17 protein-coding genes are annotated in these 15,437 nt (G+C 70.6%); 15 read left to right on the plus strand and 2 right to left on the minus strand.

Annotated elements, in window-relative coordinates:
* The 13 genes from VLI41_RS12140 to VLI41_RS12200 all read left to right on the plus strand — a co-directional run.
* Positions 1-537 (plus strand): class I SAM-dependent methyltransferase (locus tag VLI41_RS12140; protein WP_325268341.1); only part of this gene is annotated, 537 nt, incomplete at its 5' end.
* 245 nt (positions 538-782) lie between these two features.
* Positions 783-1,784 (plus strand): cytochrome c oxidase subunit II, encoded by a 1,002-nt coding sequence (gene coxB / locus VLI41_RS12145; protein WP_325268342.1) that lies wholly within the window; start codon positions 783-785, stop codon positions 1,782-1,784.
* A 19-nt stretch (positions 1,785-1,803) separates the two neighbouring features.
* Entirely contained in the window at positions 1,804-3,459 is a 1,656-nt protein-coding gene (ctaD, locus tag VLI41_RS12150; protein WP_325268343.1) for a cytochrome c oxidase subunit I, read from the plus strand.
* 189 nt (positions 3,460-3,648) lie between these two features.
* Complete coding sequence (gene cyoE, locus VLI41_RS12155) at positions 3,649-4,620, plus strand: heme o synthase (RefSeq protein ID WP_325268344.1); 972 nt, start codon at positions 3,649-3,651, stop codon at positions 4,618-4,620.
* Positions 4,617-4,769, plus strand: coding sequence for a hypothetical protein (locus VLI41_RS12160; protein ID WP_325268345.1), 153 nt, complete (start codon positions 4,617-4,619; stop codon positions 4,767-4,769). Before cyoE ends, VLI41_RS12160 begins: the two co-directional genes overlap by 4 nt.
* Positions 4,747-5,355 carry a cytochrome c oxidase assembly protein gene (locus VLI41_RS12165; protein WP_325268346.1) on the plus strand — a complete coding sequence of 203 codons (609 nt, stop codon included), beginning with the start codon at positions 4,747-4,749 and terminating at the stop codon, positions 5,353-5,355. The genes VLI41_RS12160 and VLI41_RS12165 overlap by 23 nt, the downstream gene beginning before the upstream one ends.
* 143 nt (positions 5,356-5,498) lie before the next feature.
* Positions 5,499-6,377 carry a cytochrome c oxidase subunit 3 gene (locus VLI41_RS12170; protein WP_325268347.1) on the plus strand — a complete coding sequence of 293 codons (879 nt, stop codon included), beginning with the start codon at positions 5,499-5,501 and terminating at the stop codon, positions 6,375-6,377.
* Positions 6,378-6,382: 5 nt separating this feature from the next.
* Positions 6,383-6,745, plus strand: coding sequence for a DUF983 domain-containing protein (locus VLI41_RS12175; RefSeq protein WP_325268348.1), 363 nt, complete (start codon positions 6,383-6,385; stop codon positions 6,743-6,745).
* Positions 6,732-7,463: an SURF1 family protein gene (locus tag VLI41_RS12180; RefSeq protein WP_325268349.1), complete on the plus strand. Its 732-nt coding sequence runs from the start codon at positions 6,732-6,734 to the stop codon at positions 7,461-7,463. Before VLI41_RS12175 ends, VLI41_RS12180 begins: the two co-directional genes overlap by 14 nt.
* Positions 7,463-8,854 carry a threonine synthase gene (gene thrC, locus VLI41_RS12185; protein ID WP_325268350.1) on the plus strand — a complete coding sequence of 464 codons (1,392 nt, stop codon included), beginning with the start codon at positions 7,463-7,465 and terminating at the stop codon, positions 8,852-8,854. The genes VLI41_RS12180 and thrC overlap by 1 nt, the downstream gene beginning before the upstream one ends.
* Positions 8,829-10,121, plus strand: coding sequence for a pitrilysin family protein (locus tag VLI41_RS12190; protein WP_325268351.1), 1,293 nt, complete (start codon positions 8,829-8,831; stop codon positions 10,119-10,121). The genes thrC and VLI41_RS12190 overlap by 26 nt, the downstream gene beginning before the upstream one ends.
* Before the next feature lie 39 nt (positions 10,122-10,160).
* Entirely contained in the window at positions 10,161-10,772 is a 612-nt protein-coding gene (locus VLI41_RS12195) for a GNAT family protein (RefSeq protein ID WP_325268352.1), read from the plus strand.
* A 35-nt stretch (positions 10,773-10,807) separates the two neighbouring features.
* On the plus strand, positions 10,808-12,475 hold the full coding sequence (locus VLI41_RS12200; protein WP_325268353.1) for a bifunctional diguanylate cyclase/phosphodiesterase: 1,668 nt from the start codon (positions 10,808-10,810) through the stop codon (positions 12,473-12,475).
* On the opposite strand, the gene VLI41_RS12205 is transcribed toward VLI41_RS12200, so the two are convergent.
* Positions 12,472-13,032 carry a YqgE/AlgH family protein gene (locus tag VLI41_RS12205; protein WP_325268354.1) on the minus strand — a complete coding sequence of 187 codons (561 nt, stop codon included), beginning with the start codon at positions 13,030-13,032 and terminating at the stop codon, positions 12,472-12,474. The two genes, VLI41_RS12200 and VLI41_RS12205, sit on opposite strands and share 4 nt — an antisense overlap.
* Positions 13,033-13,149: 117 nt before the next feature.
* Between VLI41_RS12205 and VLI41_RS12210 the strand changes: the two genes are divergently transcribed.
* A complete protein-coding gene (locus VLI41_RS12210; RefSeq protein WP_325268355.1) occupies positions 13,150-13,632 on the plus strand; it encodes a peroxiredoxin in 483 nt (160 codons plus the stop codon).
* A 21-nt stretch (positions 13,633-13,653) separates the two neighbouring features.
* Here VLI41_RS12210 and VLI41_RS12215 read toward each other — a convergent pair whose 3' ends face one another.
* Positions 13,654-14,247: a DNA-3-methyladenine glycosylase gene (locus tag VLI41_RS12215; RefSeq protein WP_325268356.1), complete on the minus strand. Its 594-nt coding sequence runs from the start codon at positions 14,245-14,247 to the stop codon at positions 13,654-13,656.
* Between the two features lie 15 nt (positions 14,248-14,262).
* Here VLI41_RS12215 and VLI41_RS12220 point away from each other — a divergent pair.
* Positions 14,263-15,437 (plus strand): amidohydrolase family protein (locus VLI41_RS12220; protein WP_325268357.1); only part of this gene is annotated, 1,175 nt, incomplete at its 3' end.

A 15,437-nucleotide genomic window follows, 5' to 3' on the forward strand; every position in this document is an offset into this window, starting at 1 on the left:
GAGGAGGCGCTGGCCGCGATCGGCCTGCCGCCGCCGTTCTGGGCCTTCGCCTGGGCGGGCGGCCAGGCGCTGGCGCGCTATGTCCTCGACCACCCCGACGTGGCCGCGGGCCGGGCCGTGATCGATTTCGCCGCCGGCTCCGGGATCGTCGCCATCGCAGCGGCCAAGACCGGCGCCGCGCGGGTGCTGGCCGCCGACATCGAGCCCTTCTGCGAGGCCGCCGTGGCGCTGAACGCCGAGGCGAACGGCGCGAGGGTCGAATTCACGATGAAGGACCTGCTGGGGGCGCCGCCGCCCGCCTGGGCCGAGGTCATCCTGGCCGGCGACATCTGCTACGAGAAGCCGCTGGCGGCGCGGGTCATGGCGTGGCTGAGGACCGCCAAGGCGCAGGGCGCGCAGGTGCTGATCGGCGATCCCGGCCGCAGCTACTTCCCGCGCCAGGGGCTGGCGAAGCTCGCCGAGTACCAGGTGCCGACCACGCGCGAACTGGAGGACATGGAGGTCAAGAAGACCGCCGTGTGGGCGCTGGCCGATTGAACCGCGAATCGCGGCCGCGCCACCGAACGCTGCTCGCCGTCCGGGCGGCGCAAAGCGGGTGCGGAGGCGCTTCGCCCGCGGCGAGGAGCCATCCTCCGCGGCGCCTCAGGGAACCGCCTTGGCAAGCCTAATCGATGCGCGTATGGACGCCCCGAAGGGCTTGGCGAGCGTGGCCGCGCTGGCGCGCCCATCGATCGTCGTCATGGCGGCGCCCGCCGCATGCCGGCCAGCCGGACCGAGGGGACATGAAGTCGAGCTTTCAGGGGATGCGGGCGCTGACGATAGGGCTCGCCGCGGGCGCAACGACGGCGTTCTGGAGCGCCAGCGCCGTCGCCGGCGACCTGCTCGGCCAACCGACGCCGGGCGCGATCGACCTGGAGCCGGGCGTCACGGCCCTGAAGCACGACGCCAACGCGTTCCACAACCTCATCCTGCTGCCGATCATCACGGCGATCACGCTGGTGGTGCTGGGGCTGCTCACCTGGTGCATCGTCCGCTACAACAAGCGGGCCAATCCCGTGCCGGCGCGCTGGAGCCACAACACCGCGGTCGAAGTGACCTGGACCTTGGTGCCGGTGCTGATCCTGGTGTTCATCGCCATCTTCTCGTTCAAGCTCCTGTTCGCCTATCACGACATGCCCAAGCCTGACCTGACGGTGAAGGCGACCGGCTACCAGTGGTACTGGGGCTACGAGTACCCCGACCAGAAGATCCCCGAGTTCGTCGCCAACATCCTGCCGGAGGACAAGGCGAAGGCCGCCGGCGTGCCCTACAAGCTGGCCGCCACCGAGCCGATGGTGGTGCCGGTGAACAAGGTGGTGCAGGTGCTGACCACGGGCTCCGACGTGATCCATTCCTGGGCGGTCCCCTCGTTCGGGGTGATCATGGACGCGGTGCCGGGCAAGGTGAACCAGACCTGGTTCAAGGCCGACCGGATCGGCACCTACTACGGCAGCTGCCGCGAGCTGTGCGGCCTCGATCACGCCTTCATGCCCATCGAGGTCAAGGTGGTGAGCCAGGCCGATTTCGACGCCTGGGTGGCCAAGAAGACCGGCGGCAAGGCCGCCGCCACGCCGACCCAGACCGCCGCCCAGACGCTCGGGACGGGCGCGGCCGCAGCCGCTCCTGCCGCCGCCCCGGCGCCGCCGGTGAACCCGGCCGCGCCGCCGCCGGCCACGCCTTCGCCGAGCGGGCAAGCCCAACCCGCATCCCACGCGCCTGCGCCCAAAGCGCCGGCCACGCATTGAACCTGGAGTAAGCGTAAAGATGGCATACGCCGCCGCTCACGACAGCCACGAGGCCCACGACCACAAGCCGCCGTTCCTGGTGCGGTGGCTGTTCGCCACCAATCACAAGGACATCGGCACCCTCTACATCCTGTTCGCCATCATGGCGGGCCTGGTGGGCGGCGCGCTCTCCGGCCTGATCCGCTGGGAACTGGCGGAGCCGGGCATCCAGGTGTTCCAGCCGCACAGCTGGATCGCCCAGCTCGGGCTGATCGAGGGCTCCAAGCACGGCTACAACGCGGTGGTCACCGCCCACGCCCTGATCATGATCTTCTTCTTCGTCATGCCGGCGATGATCGGCGGCTTCGGCAACTGGTTCGTGCCGCTGATGATCGGCGCGCCGGACATGGCCTTCCCGCGCATGAACAACATCTCCTTCTGGCTGCTCTGCGCTTCCTTCGCGATGATGGTGACCTCGATGTTCGTCGACGGCGGGCCGGGCCGCGGGGCGGGCACCGGCTGGACGCTCTATGCGCCGCTCTCGACCTCGGGCCATACCGGCCCGGCGGTGGACTGCGCGATCCTCGCCATCCACCTGGCGGGCGCCAGCTCGATCCTGGGCGCGATCAACTTCATCACCACGATCTTCAACATGCGCGCGCCGGGCATGACGCTGCACCGGATGCCGCTGTTCGTGTGGTCGATCCTGGTGACCGTGTTCCTGCTGCTGCTCTCGCTGCCGGTGCTGGCGGGCGCGATCACCATGCTGCTCACCGACCGCAACTTCCACACCCACTTCTTCGACGCGGCCGGCGGCGGCGATCCGGTGATGTACCAGCACCTGTTCTGGTTCTTCGGACACCCCGAGGTCTACGTGCTGATCCTGCCGGGCTTCGGCATGGTCAGCCACATCGTCTCCACCTTCTCCCGCAAGCCGGTGTTCGGCTACCTGGCCATGGCCTACGCCATGGTGGCCATCGGCTTCGTCGGGTTCGTGGTGTGGGCGCACCACATGTACACGACCGGCATGAACGTGAATCTGCAGGCCTATTTCTCGGCCGCCACCATGGTCATCGCGGTCCCCACCGGTGTGAAGGTGTTCTCCTGGATCGCCACCATGTGGGGCGGCTCGATCGACTTCAAGGCGCCGATGCTCTGGGCGATCGGCTTCATCTTCCTGTTCACGGTCGGCGGAGTCACCGGCGTGGTGCTGGCCAACGCCGGCATCGACTACCAGTTCCAGGACACCTATTACGTGGTGGCGCACTTCCACTACGTGCTGAGCCTCGGCGCCGTGTTCGCGATATTCGCGGGCTTCTACTACTGGTTCGAGAAGATGTGGGGCGTGAAGTACCGCGAATGGCTGGCGGTCACGCACTTCTGGATCACCTTCATCGGCGTGAACCTGATCTTCTTCCCGATGCACTTCCTGGGCATGCAGGGCATGCCCCGGCGCTACGTCGACTATCCCGAGGCCTTCACCTACTGGAACCAGGTCTCCTCGTTCGGCTATGTGGTGACCCTGGTGGGCGTGGGCGTGTTCCTGGTGGTCCTGCTCGACGCGATGGTGTTCCGCCGCAAGGCCGAGGCCAACCCCTGGGGCGAAGGCGCCACCACGCTCGAGTGGACGCTGTCCTCGCCGCCGCCGTTCCACCAGTTCAACGAGCTGCCGGTGATCCAGGCCGACATCCACTGATCGCCGCCCTCTCCATTGATGGGGAGGGGGACAATCGGCCGAGCGAAGCGAAGAGCCGATGGTGGGAGGGGTGAGCGGACGCACCGCCCTTGGCTCGCCCCCTCCACCACGCCCTATACGGGGCGCGGTTCCTCTCACCGTGAACGGGGGAGGCAGCGCGCCCTTCGAGAATTTGAGAGTATAGACTTCATGGCCATGGCCACGGCCCACACCTCCGCCCAGACGCCCGCCCGCTGGCAGGACTTCGTCCAGCTCCTGAAGCCCAGGGTGATGTCGCTGGTGGTGTTCACCGCGCTCACCGGCCTGGTCTGCGCGGACCGGCCGCTCAACCCGGTGCTGGCCGCGGTCGCCATCCTGTGCATCGCCGTGGGCGCGGGCGCCTCGGGGGCGCTCAACATGTGGTACGACGCCGACATCGACGCGAAGATGCGCCGCACCCGCGGCCGCCCGGTGCCGGCCGGCCGGGTGCAGGGGGCCGACGCCCTGGCGCTGGGCGTGGTGCTGTCGCTGTTCTCGGTGATGCTGATGGGCATGGCGCTGAACTGGTTCGCCGCCGCCCTGCTCGCCTTCACCATCTTCTTCTACGCCGTGGTCTACACCATCTGGCTGAAGCGCTGGACGGCGCAGAACATCGTGATCGGCGGCCTGGCCGGCGCCCTGCCGCCGGTGATCGGCTGGGCCGCGGCCACGGGGACCGCGCCGCTGAACGCCTGGCTGCTGTGCGCCATCATCTTCTTCTGGACCCCGCCGCACTTCTGGGCGCTGTCGCTGTACACGAGCGAGGACTACGCCGAGGCCGGAATCCCGATGATGCCGGTGGTGGCGGGCGCGGCCTCGACCCGGCGGCAGATCCTCTTCTATTCCCTGCTGCTCGTCCCGCTCTGCCTGGCGCCGGCGTTCACGGGCCTTGGCGGGCCGATCTACCTGGGCGTGGCGGGGGCCGGCGGACTGGTCTTCCTGCTTCTCGCCCTGCGGCTCTATCGCAGCCATGCGGGCGAAACGCCGGATGCGCGCAGGGACGGGCTCTATGACGTGCGGGCCGGGGCCAGGGACGCGCGCAACCTGTTCGCCTTCTCGATCCTCTACCTGGCCCTGATCTTCGCCAGCCTGCTCGCGGAGCACCTGCTGGGCGCCGCCCCCCTGGCGCTGTTCGCGCGATGAGCGACCCGCGCTCGGAGAGCGAGGCCGAGACGAAAGCCCGCCGCGGCCGCAATCTGGCCATAGCCTTCGGCCTCTTCGCTTTTGTCGTGATCGTCTTCGTCGTCACCATCATCCATCTGCGTGGCAATGTCGCCATCCCCCAGCCCTGAGCGCGCGCCCCTCGACCCGCAGCTCCGCCGCAACCGCAACGTGGCGATCGTCTGCGCGGCGGTGTTCCTGGGCATGGTGGGCGCGGCTTTCGCGGCGGTGCCGGCCTACCGCGCCTTCTGCCAGGCCACCGGTTACGGCGGCACGGTGCGCCGCGCGGAGAGCGCGCCCGACAAGATCATCGACCGGCAGCTCAGGGTGAGCTTCGACACCAATGTTCGGAACCTGCCGTGGTCGTTCATCCCGGAGCAGCGGTCGCAGACCATGAAGCTCGGCGAGACCAAGATCGCGGTCTTCAAGGTGACCAACCACGCCGACCATCCGATCACCGCGCGCGCGCTGTTCAACGTCGCGCCCGACCAGGCCGGCGCCTATTTCCGCAAGCTGCAGTGCTTCTGCTTCTCCGACCAGACGGTGGGCGCCCACCAGACGGTCGAGATGCCGGTCCTCTACTTCGTCGATCCGAAGTTCGCCGACGACATCAACACCAGAACGTTCACCGACGTGACGCTCTCCTACACCTTCTTCCCGGCGGTCGACGCCAAGCCGCAGGACACAGCCGCCGCGGCGGCCAAACCGAAGGCTTAGGCCGGCGCTCGCAGGCCGGTGGGCGGCGTCGCCCTTTCCCCTTGAGGGGACGCCCGACGCAGGGCTATAGCGTCCGCGACCCTGGTGGCGCGCAAGCCCTTCTGAAGCTGCGCGTGGGGGACTTGTGAGGGATCAGGACCGCGATGGCCCAAGGCGACGTCAAGCACGACTACCATCTGGTCAATCCGAGCCCGTGGCCGCTGATCGGCGCCATCGCGGCGACGATGATGGCCATGGGCGGCGTGGCCTGGCTGAAGGGCCTGTTCGGCATCCCGCAGCACAACCCGATCCTGTTCTTCGTGGGCGTCGCGGGCGTGCTCTACACCATGTTCGGCTGGTGGCGCGACGTGGTGAAGGAGGCCAACGAAGGCGACCACACCCCGGTCGTCTCCATCGGCCTGCGCTACGGCATGATCCTGTTCATCGCCTCGGAGGTGATGTTCTTCGTCGCGTGGTTCTGGATCTTCTTCGAGATGGCGCTGTTCCATCACCACCGGACCCTGGGGTCGATCGACGAGGTGAGGGCCGCCTGGGCCACCTGGCCGCCGAAGGGCGTCGAGACGGTGCCGCCCTGGAACCTGCCGCTGGTCAACACCCTGACGCTGCTGCTCTCGGGCACCACGGTGACCTGGGCGCACCACGCCCTGCAGCAGGGCGATCGCCGCGGCGCCAAGATCGGCCTCTTGCTGACGATCTGCCTGGGCGTCCTGTTCACCTCGATCCAGGCCTACGAGTACACCCACATCGTGACCCACAAGGAGTTCTTCTCGGCCGAGGCGGCGAACTCCGGGCTCTACGGCTCGGCCTTCTTCATGGCCACCGGCTTCCACGGCTTCCACGTGATCATCGGGACCATCTTCCTGACGGTCTGCCTGATCCGGCTGTTGATGGGGGGCTTCTCGCCCAAGCAGCACTTCGGGTTCGAGGCGGCGGCCTGGTACTGGCACTTCGTCGACGTGGTCTGGCTGTTCCTGTTCGCCTTCATCTACGTGATCTTCGGCGCGCACGGCGGCGCCGGCTGAGGCGGATGGACAAACCCAACGCCCTGATCGCCGGCGCGCTCGGCCGCTGCCCGAAGTGCGGCGAGGGGCATCTGTTCGCAGGCTTCCTGAAGGTCGCCCCGGGCTGCGAAGCCTGCGGCTACGACCTCGCCAAGGCGGACTCGGGCGACGGCCCGGCGGTGTTCGTCATCCTGATCGGCGGGTTCCTGGCCGCGTTCGGGGCGCTGTTCACGGAGGTCGCGTTCAATCCGCCGGTGTGGGCGCTGCTGGTCGTGTGGCTGCCGATGACGCTGGTGATCTGCCTCGGCCTGCTGCGGCCCATGAAAGGGCTGATGCTGGCGGCGCAGTTCGCCAACAAGGCCTCCGAAGCCCGCCATGGCGGAGGCTGAGACGGGGGGCCGCGGCGGCTTCCCCGCCGGCCTGACGCTCGTCACCGCCATCGCCTTCGCCCTGCTGGTGGGCCTGGGCGTGTGGCAGCTGCAGCGGCTGAAATGGAAGGAAGGGCTCCTGGCCCGCATCGCCGCGTTGCAGAGCGCCCGGCCGCAGCCGCTCGGGCCGGTGCTGGACGCGGCGGCGCACGGGCGCGACGTCGACTTCACGCGGGTCGCCGTCACCTGCCCGGGGCTGTCGCGTGCGCCCTTCCTCGAGCTCTACGCCTTGCAGGGCCCGCAGGCCGGCGCGCGGCTGATCTCCCAATGCCCGGTGGAAAGCGCCGCCTATCGCAGCATCCTGGTCGATCGCGGCTTCGTTCCCGACACGGTCGCGGCCCGGCCCGCCGTCGATCCGGCCGACCGGCGCCCGGTGGCGATCACCGGCATCCTGCGCCAGCCCGGCCGGCCCGGCTGGCTGACGCCGAAGAACCGGCCGCCGCGCTGGTTCATCCGCGATGTTCCGGCCATGGCCCGGGCGCTCGGCGCGCCCGCGCCGGCGCCGGTGATGCTGATGGCCGAGACCGCCGCCAATCCCGAGTTCAAGGCGCTCACGCCCGCGCCGCTTCCGGTCGATATCCCCAACCGGCATCTGGAGTACGCACTCACCTGGTTCGGCCTTGCCGGGGCCCTGCTCGCCGTCTATGCGGCGAGGCTGTTTGGCAGGAACCCGGCCTGATGCGCTTCATCTCCACCCGCGGGCAGGCGTCCGCGGTGGGCTTCTCCGACGCGGTCCTGGGCGGGCTCGCCCCTGACGGCGGCCTCTATATGCCCGAGGCCTGGCCGCAGCTCGGGGCCGCGGAGATCCGGGGATTCCTCGGCCGCCCCTATGCCGACGTCGCGGCCCGCATCATCGGCGCCTTCGCGGACGGCGAGATCGCCGAGGACATGCTCGCGGAGATGTGCGCCGAGGCCTATGGGACCTTCGATCACGCGGCGGTGGTCCCGCTGGTGCAGCTGGCGCCGGGGGCCTTCCTGGCCGAGCTGTTCCACGGCCCGAGCCTCGCCTTCAAGGACGTGGCCATGCAGATCCTGGCCCGTCTGTACGACCATCTGCTGGTCCGGCAGGACCGCAGCCTGACGATCCTGTGCGCCACCTCGGGCGACACCGGCGGTGCGGCGGTGGAGGCCTTTCGGGGCCGCACCAACGTCAAGCTGGTGGCGCTGTTCCCCGAGGGCCGCATCTCCGAGGTCCAGCGCCGCTTCATGACCACCGCCGAGGCGCGCAACATCGCCTGCGTCGCCGTCGCGGGGACCTTCGACGATTGCCAGGCGATCGTGAAGGACGCCTTCCAGGACCCGGTGCTGCGCCAGGCGGTCGACCTTTCGGGCGTCAACTCGATCAACTTCGCGCGCATCGCCGCGCAGGCCGTCTATTATTTCACCGCCGCCGTGGCCCTGGGCGCGCCGGATCGCGCGGTGGCCTTCGTCACCCCCTCCGGGAATTTCGGCGACGCCTTCGCAGGCTACGCCGCCAAGCGGATGGGCCTGCCGATCAGCCGGATCGTCGCGGCGACCAACGCCAACGACATCCTGGCGCGCGCCTTCGCTGAGGGCCGCTATGCGCGCGCCGAGGTGCAGGCCACGATCTCGCCGGCCATGGACATCCAGGCCGCCTCCAACTTCGAGCGGCTCTATTTCGAGGCGGTGCGGCGTGATCCGGTGGCGACCGCGCGCGCTTTCCAGGCCTTCGCGACCGCCGGAGCGATCGACATCCCGCCCGTGGCGCTCGCCGTCATGCACGAGCTGTTCGCCGGCGTGAGCGTGGGCGAAGACGAGGTCCGGCGCACCATGCTGGCGACCCTGGAGGCGACCGGCGAGCTGATCGATCCGCACACCGCCGTCGGCGTCGCGGCGCTTGCCCGCTCGGGCGAGCTCGGCTGGCCGGCGGTCGTGCTCTCGACCGCCCATCCGGCCAAGTTCCCCGACGACGTGGCGGCCGTCACCGGCGTGCGGCCGGGGCCGCCCCGGCGCTCCGAGGACCTCGCCGGCAAGCCCGAGCGGTACGACCGGCTGCCTGCCGATGCTGAAGCGATCAAGGCCTATGTCCGCGCCTTCGCCGAAGCCTGAGCTCCCCGCCGCCCGGCTGCACCGGCTCGCCAACGGCGTGCGGGTGGTCTGCGACCCCTTGCCTGGGCTGCAGACCGTGGCCCTGTCGGTGGTCGCCGGGCGCGGCGCGCGCATCGAGGACGAGGGCCGCTCCGGCTGGTCGCATCTGCTGGAGCACATGGTGTTCAAGGGGGCCGGCGCCCGCTCGGCCCGCGACATCGTCGAGGCCATCGAGGCCGAGGGCGGCCAGATCAACGCGGCGACCGGTTACGAGCGGACCAGCTTCCAGGTGCGGGCGCTCGCCGACGGGCTCGAGCTGGGGTCGGCGGTGACCGCCGATCTGGTGCAGCGCCCGCGGCTGGAGGGCGACGACCTGCGCCGCGAGAAACAGGTGGTGGCCCAGGAGATCGCCGAGGCCGCCGACACGCCCGACGACCTGATCTTCGAGCTGGCCCAGCAGGCGGCCTTCGCCGGCCATCCGCTCGGGCGACCGATCCTGGGCACCACCGCTTCGATCGGCCGCGCGACGCCGGAGTCGCTTTCGGCCTGGCGCGACGCCCTCTACGCACCGGAAGCCCTGGTGGTCAGCGCCGCCGGCGCGGTCGACGAAGACCGGCTCCTCGGCCTCGCCGAGCGGGACTTCGGGGCCATGGCGCCCGGCGCGGCGGCGCCGGCCTCGCCGCCCGCGGCATTCGCCGGCGGACTGCGGCGGATCGCCAAGAGCCTCGAGCAGGCCAACCTGGTGATCCTGTTGCCGGCCGTGGGGGCGAGCGACCCCGATTATTTCGCGCTCAGGCTGGTCGCCGAGATCCTGGGCGGCGGCATGGCCTCGCGGCTGTTCCAGGAGGCGCGCGAGAAACGCGGGCTGGCCTACGCCATCGACGCCTATGCGGAAACCTACGCCGACGTGGGCGTGCTGGGCGTGTTCGCCGGCTGCGCGGCCGCCGACGCCGCCGAGCTCGCCCGGGTGATCGCCGCAGAGCTCCAGGGGATGGCCCAGGTGCGTGCGCCGGAGCTCGCCCGCGCCAAGGCGCAGCTCAAGGCGGCCATGTTCATGAGCCGCGAATCGGCGCTGGCGCGCGCCGAGCAGGCCGCCGCCCAGGTGCTGCTGTTCGGCCGTCCGCTGGGCCCGCAGGAGATCGCCGATCAGGTGGACGCAGTGGCCCCGGCCGACCTCGCCCGCCTCGCTGACCGGGTCTTCGCCCCGCGCTGCGTGGCCATGGCGGTGCTCGGCCCCAAGGCGGCGCTGCCCGCGGCGGAGGCGTTCCAGCGCGCTCTGTTCGGCTAGAGGCTTGACCGGGCGGCGAATTCGGCGACGCTGCCGATAATGGCGCTCTTGGACTGGATCGCCCCGGAGAGCGGGCTCAGGGTGGAAGGCCAGGGCGTGGTGCTGCGTCCGCCCCGGGCCGCGGACTACGAGCCCTGGCGCGACCTTCGGGCCGCCTCGCGCGCATTCCTGCAGCCCTGGGAGCCGACCTGGCCGGCCGACGACCTGAGCCGGGCCGCCTTCCGCCGCCGGCTCGCCGCCTATGCGCGGGATCGCGAGCTGGGGGCCGCCTATGCCTTCTTCGTGTTCCGGGCCGCCGACGAGGCGCTGAGCGGCGGCATCACGCTCTCCAACGTCCGCCGCGGCGTCGCCCAGATGGGCACCATCGGCTACTGGTGCGGCCAGCCCTATGCCCGCCAAGGGCTGACGCTGGCGGCGGTGCGCGCGATGAGCGACTTCGCGTTCCGCACGCTGGGCCTGCATCGTCTGGAGGCCGCCTGCATCCCGGAGAACCAGCCGTCGCGCGACCTGCTCCTGAAGGCCGATTTCGCCGAGGAGGGCTACGCCAAGGCTTATCTGAAAATTAACGGCGTTTGGCGAGACCATGTGCTGTTCGGCCTGGTGTCGCCCCTGAAGGGCGTCGAGCGGCCGGACGAGGGGGTGTCGGTCTGACCGGGCGCCCGCCAGGGTGGGCGAAGCTCTTGGTCATGGCGAACGAGCGCTGGTTCTGGGACGCGACGACGGCGCTGGAAGCCCTGGGCGCCGCCGACGTCGCGCTGTGGATCTGGGAGCCCGAGAAGGATCGCCTGAAGCTCACCGGCGCCTCGCGCGCGCTGGGGCTGGGCCCGCTCTCGCCCGACTGCTCGTCGGCCGCGCTCAGAGCCCTCGCCCTGCCGCAGGACCGCGCCCACGCCGAGGACATCCTGAGGATGCGCGAGCCGGGCTCCGAGATCGCCGTGCGGCTTCGCCTGCGCGGCGGCGGCGTCTGCCTGTGGCGCGGGCTCTGGCTCGAGGAGGGCTGCCGCGCCGCCGGCGTGGTGGCGCTGGAGACCAAGTTCGCCGCCGCCGAGACGGACCCGCTGACCGGGCTGCTGGACCGCCGCAGCTTCATCGCCCATGCCCGCGAGCGCCTGCAGCAGGAGGGCCGCCACGAGCTGATCGTCGCCGACCTCGACCGGCTGCGGCGGCTGAACGAGGCGCTGGGCCACGAGCGGGCGGACCTGGTCCTGGCCGCGCTCGGCTCGCGCCTGGCCGCGGCCTTCCCGGCCGACGCCCTGCTGGCGCGGATCGGCGAGGACGAGTTCGCCGCGCTGGCGCCCGCCGCCCTGTCGCCCGGGTCCGAAGCCCTGCGCCGCGCGCTGGAGCATCCGCTGCGCGTGGCCGGCTTCGACATCCATCCCACGCTGTCGATCGGCGCGGTCGAGGTCGAGGGCGGCGCCGACGCCGCCGAGGCCGCCGAGCTGCTGCGCCGGGCCGAGCTGGCGGTGGAGAGCGCCAAGAGCCATGGGCGCGGCCACGCGGCGGCCTATGGCCGGACGCTGGAGACCGACGGGCTGTCGCGGCTGGCCCTGGAGGGCGACCTGCGCGGCGCGCTCGGCCGCGGCGAGCTGGTGCCGTTCTATCAGCCGATCGTCAGGCTCTCGACGGGCGCGCTCTCCGGCTTCGAGGCCCTGGTGCGCTGGCGCCACCCGAGACGCGGGCTGCTCACGCCCGAACAGTTCCTGCCCTCGATCGAGGAGATGGGGCTGATGCGCGAGCTGGGCGCGATGATGATGCGCTCGGCCGCCCGCCAGCTCGCGGAGTGGCGCGCGCGCCACCGCGCCGCGGGCGAGATGACCGTGGCCGTCAATCTCTCGACCGGCGAGATCGACGGACCGCACCTGGTGGAGGACGTGGCGGCGATCCGCGAGGAGACCGGCCTGCCGCCCGGCGCGCTCAAGCTGGAGGTCACCGAGAGCGACGTCATGCGCGATCCGGACCGCGCCGCCGTTGTGCTGGGGGAGCTTCGCAAGGCCGGCGTGGCCTTGGCGCTGGACGACTTCGGCACCGGCTTCTCGTCGCTGTCCTACCTGACGCGCCTGCCGTTCGACACCCTGAAGATCGACCGGTACTTCGTGCGCACCATGGCCAGCAACGAGGGCTCGGCGAAGATCGTCTCCTCGGTGGTGAAGCTGGGCCGGGACCTGGCGCTGGAGGTGGTGGCCGAAGGCGTCGAGAACGCCGGCATGGCCCGCCAGCTGCTGGCGCTGGGCTGCGACTACGGCCAGGGCTTCGGCTACGCCCCGGCGCTCTCGGCGCAGGAAGCCGAGGTCTACCTCAACGAAAGCTATGTCGACGGCGCCGCGCCGGTGAAGGCGACCGGCTCGCGCGGCTAGGCCCGGCCGGCGTAGCTCGAGAGGCGATCGGGATCGACCCCGATCTTCGCCAGGGCGAGGCTCCATTTGTGATCGTAGTCGGGGCCGAACACCAGGGCCTCGTCGGGATCGCAGGTCAGCCAGACGTTCTCCTTGATCTCCTTCTCGAGCTGGCCGGCGCTCCAGCCGGCGTAGCCCAGCGCCAGGATCGAGCGGCGGGGATGGCGGTTGTGGCTGGCCATCGCCTCCAGCACGTCGCGCGTGGCGGTGAGCGCCAGGCCTGCGCCCACCTCGAGGGTGTGCTCGGACTGGTAGTCGTCGGTGTGCACCACGAAGCCGCGCTCGCGCTCGACGGGGCCCCCCATCAGCACCAGGTCGGCCGGCACGGTGATGTTCGCCTTGATGTCGAGGCGGCCCAGGATGTCCGGCAAGGTCAGCCCGTCCACGGGCCGGTTCACCGCGACGCCCATGGCGTGCTGCGCGTCGTGGGCGCAGATCAGGATCAGCGCGCGCTCGAACCGCGGGTCGGAGATGCCCGGCATCGCGATGAGCAGCTGGCCGGCGAAGAAGCCTTGCATCGGCCCCCAATTTGGCGGGGATGATGGCGCTTTCAAGGGCTCCGTGGACGCCTGCGCGGTTGCGGCGCGGCCAGGAGGGACTATGTGGCAGGCTCAAGCCATCGAGGAGGCGCGCCCATGACCATCAAAGTCGGCGACAAGCTGCCGAACGTCACGCTCACCCAGGCCACCGCCGAGGGGCCGAAGCCGGTCTCGACCGAGGCGTTCTTCAAGGGCAAGCGCGTGGCCCTGTTCGCCGTGCCGGGCGCGTTCACGCCCACCTGCTCGGCCAAGCATCTGCCGGGCTTCAAGCAGAAGGCCTCCGAGATCCGCGGCAAGGGCGTCGACGTGATCGCCTGCGTGGCCGTGAACGACGCCTTCGTGATGCGCGCCTGGGCCGAGGACCAGGCGATCGGCGACGACATCGTCATGCTGGCCGACGGCGGCGGCGACTTCACCCGCGCGGTCGGGCTGGAGCTCGACGCCTCCCGCTTCGGCATGGGCAAGCGTTCGCAGCGCTACTCGATGATCGTCGACGACGGGGTGGTGAAGGAGCTGAACGTCGAGCAGGGCGGCGAATTCCGCGTCTCCTCGGCGGAGTACATGCTGGAGCAGCTGTAGCCGCCTCGCGCCTGCCTCGTTCTAGCCTCTCGGAAACGGCCGGCTCAGGAATCTCGAGCCGGCCAGGCCGAACCGCCAGGGCTGTTCAGCCGCGCGGGTGATGCCGATGCGCGGGCCGGCCACGATCGCGGGCGGGGACCGGCGCGGGACGAGCTGGAACGGCGGCTCATCCATCGGCAGCCCGTCGTGGGCGCGGGTGACGGCGAGCGCCTGGCAGAGCTTGCCCGGTCCGGAGCAGAGCCGACGCAGGTCTTCGACGCCGCGCCGCGCGCGCATGACCTCGATCCCCTGCGTCGGCTCTAGCGCCCGCAACAGCACGGCGCTGCCGGGCGCGGGCCCGCAGACCAGGTTCAGGCACCAGTGGACGCCGTAGGAGCGATAGACGTAGGCGCGGCCGGGCGGGCCGAACATCACCGCATTGCGCGGCGTGGGGCCGGAGAAGCTGTGCGAGGCCGGATCCTCGTGGTGGTAGGCCTCCGCCTCGACCACCACGCCGCCGACGGCGTCCACGCTGAGCGTCCAGCCGATCAGCGCGCGCGCGGCCTCGACCGGCGGCAGGGCGAAGAGCGCCGCTTGACGGGCCTGCGCGCCCCGGCGTGAAATGTCTGCGGACACAAGGGAGGATGTGGCATGCCCTACGCCGAGGGCCAAACCATCCACGATGCGGACTCGCACGTGATGGAGCTGCCGGGCACGATCACCGGCTACGTCGACCCGAAGGTCCGCGACGCCTTCGCCGAGAAGACCGCGAAGAAGAACGCGTTCGGCGAGTGGGTCGCGCAGGCCAGGGCGCAGCACGAGGACCCGGCGTTCCGCGCCGGCGATGAAGCCAATCTCCTGCTCCGGAAGAACTACCAGGCCCTCGGCGCCTTCCGGAATGAGGACCGGCCGAAGACCCTGGACCTGCTCGGCTTCGCGAGCCAGCTGGTCTTCACCACCGCCGCGCTGGGCAACTACGGCCTGGAGGAGGCCGGCGAGGTCGAGCTCGCCATCGAGGCGGCGCGGGCCCACAACCGCATGATGGCCGAGTTCTGCTCGGTGGACCGCCGGCTGCTGGCCACCGGCTACACGCCGCTCATCGATCGGGCCCGCGCGCCGCAGATCGCCCGCGAGGCCATCGAGCTCGGGTGCAAGGGGATCATCATCCCTTCGCGGCATCCGCCGGGCTTCTCCCCCAGCCACATCGAGCTCGATCCGCTCTGGGCGATGATGCAGGAGGCCGAACTGCCGATCCTGTTCCACGTGGGCGGCGAGAAGAAGATGGACAAGGACTACCTGGAGAACGGCCTGCCGTTCGTGCGCGACTTCCACGGCGGGGCCGAGAACTTCACCTCGCTCACCTTCATGGCCATCCCGCTCAGCGTCTGGCAGACGCTCTCGGCCCTGGTGATCGATGGCGTGTTCGACCGCTTCCCGAGGCTGAAGTTCGGGGCCATCGAGCTCGGCGGCTCGTGGCTTCCCAGTCTGATGAAGTTCATGGATTCGGGCGCCGCGGCGTTCGGCAAGGAAGAGCGGCTGCAGAAGCTCTCGGGCCGCCCGTCGGAGATCCTGCGCCGGCAGCTTCGGGTCACGCCCTATCCGCACGAGGACGCCCGCTGGATCATCGAGAACTCCGGCGAGGAGATGTGCCTGTTCTCCTCCGACTTCCCGCACGTGGAGGGCGGACGGAACCCCCTGAAGCGGTTCGGCGACAGCCTGCAGGGCCTGCCGGAGGCCGTGAAGCGGCGCTTCTACCGCGACAACTTCATCGACCTGATGGGGCGCGGCCTCGACCCGGCCCTGCACGACATCCCCGAGCTGGCCGC

It is taken from the genome of Phenylobacterium sp. (assembly GCF_035475775.1).
Lineage (GTDB): Bacteria > Pseudomonadota > Alphaproteobacteria > Caulobacterales > Caulobacteraceae > Phenylobacterium.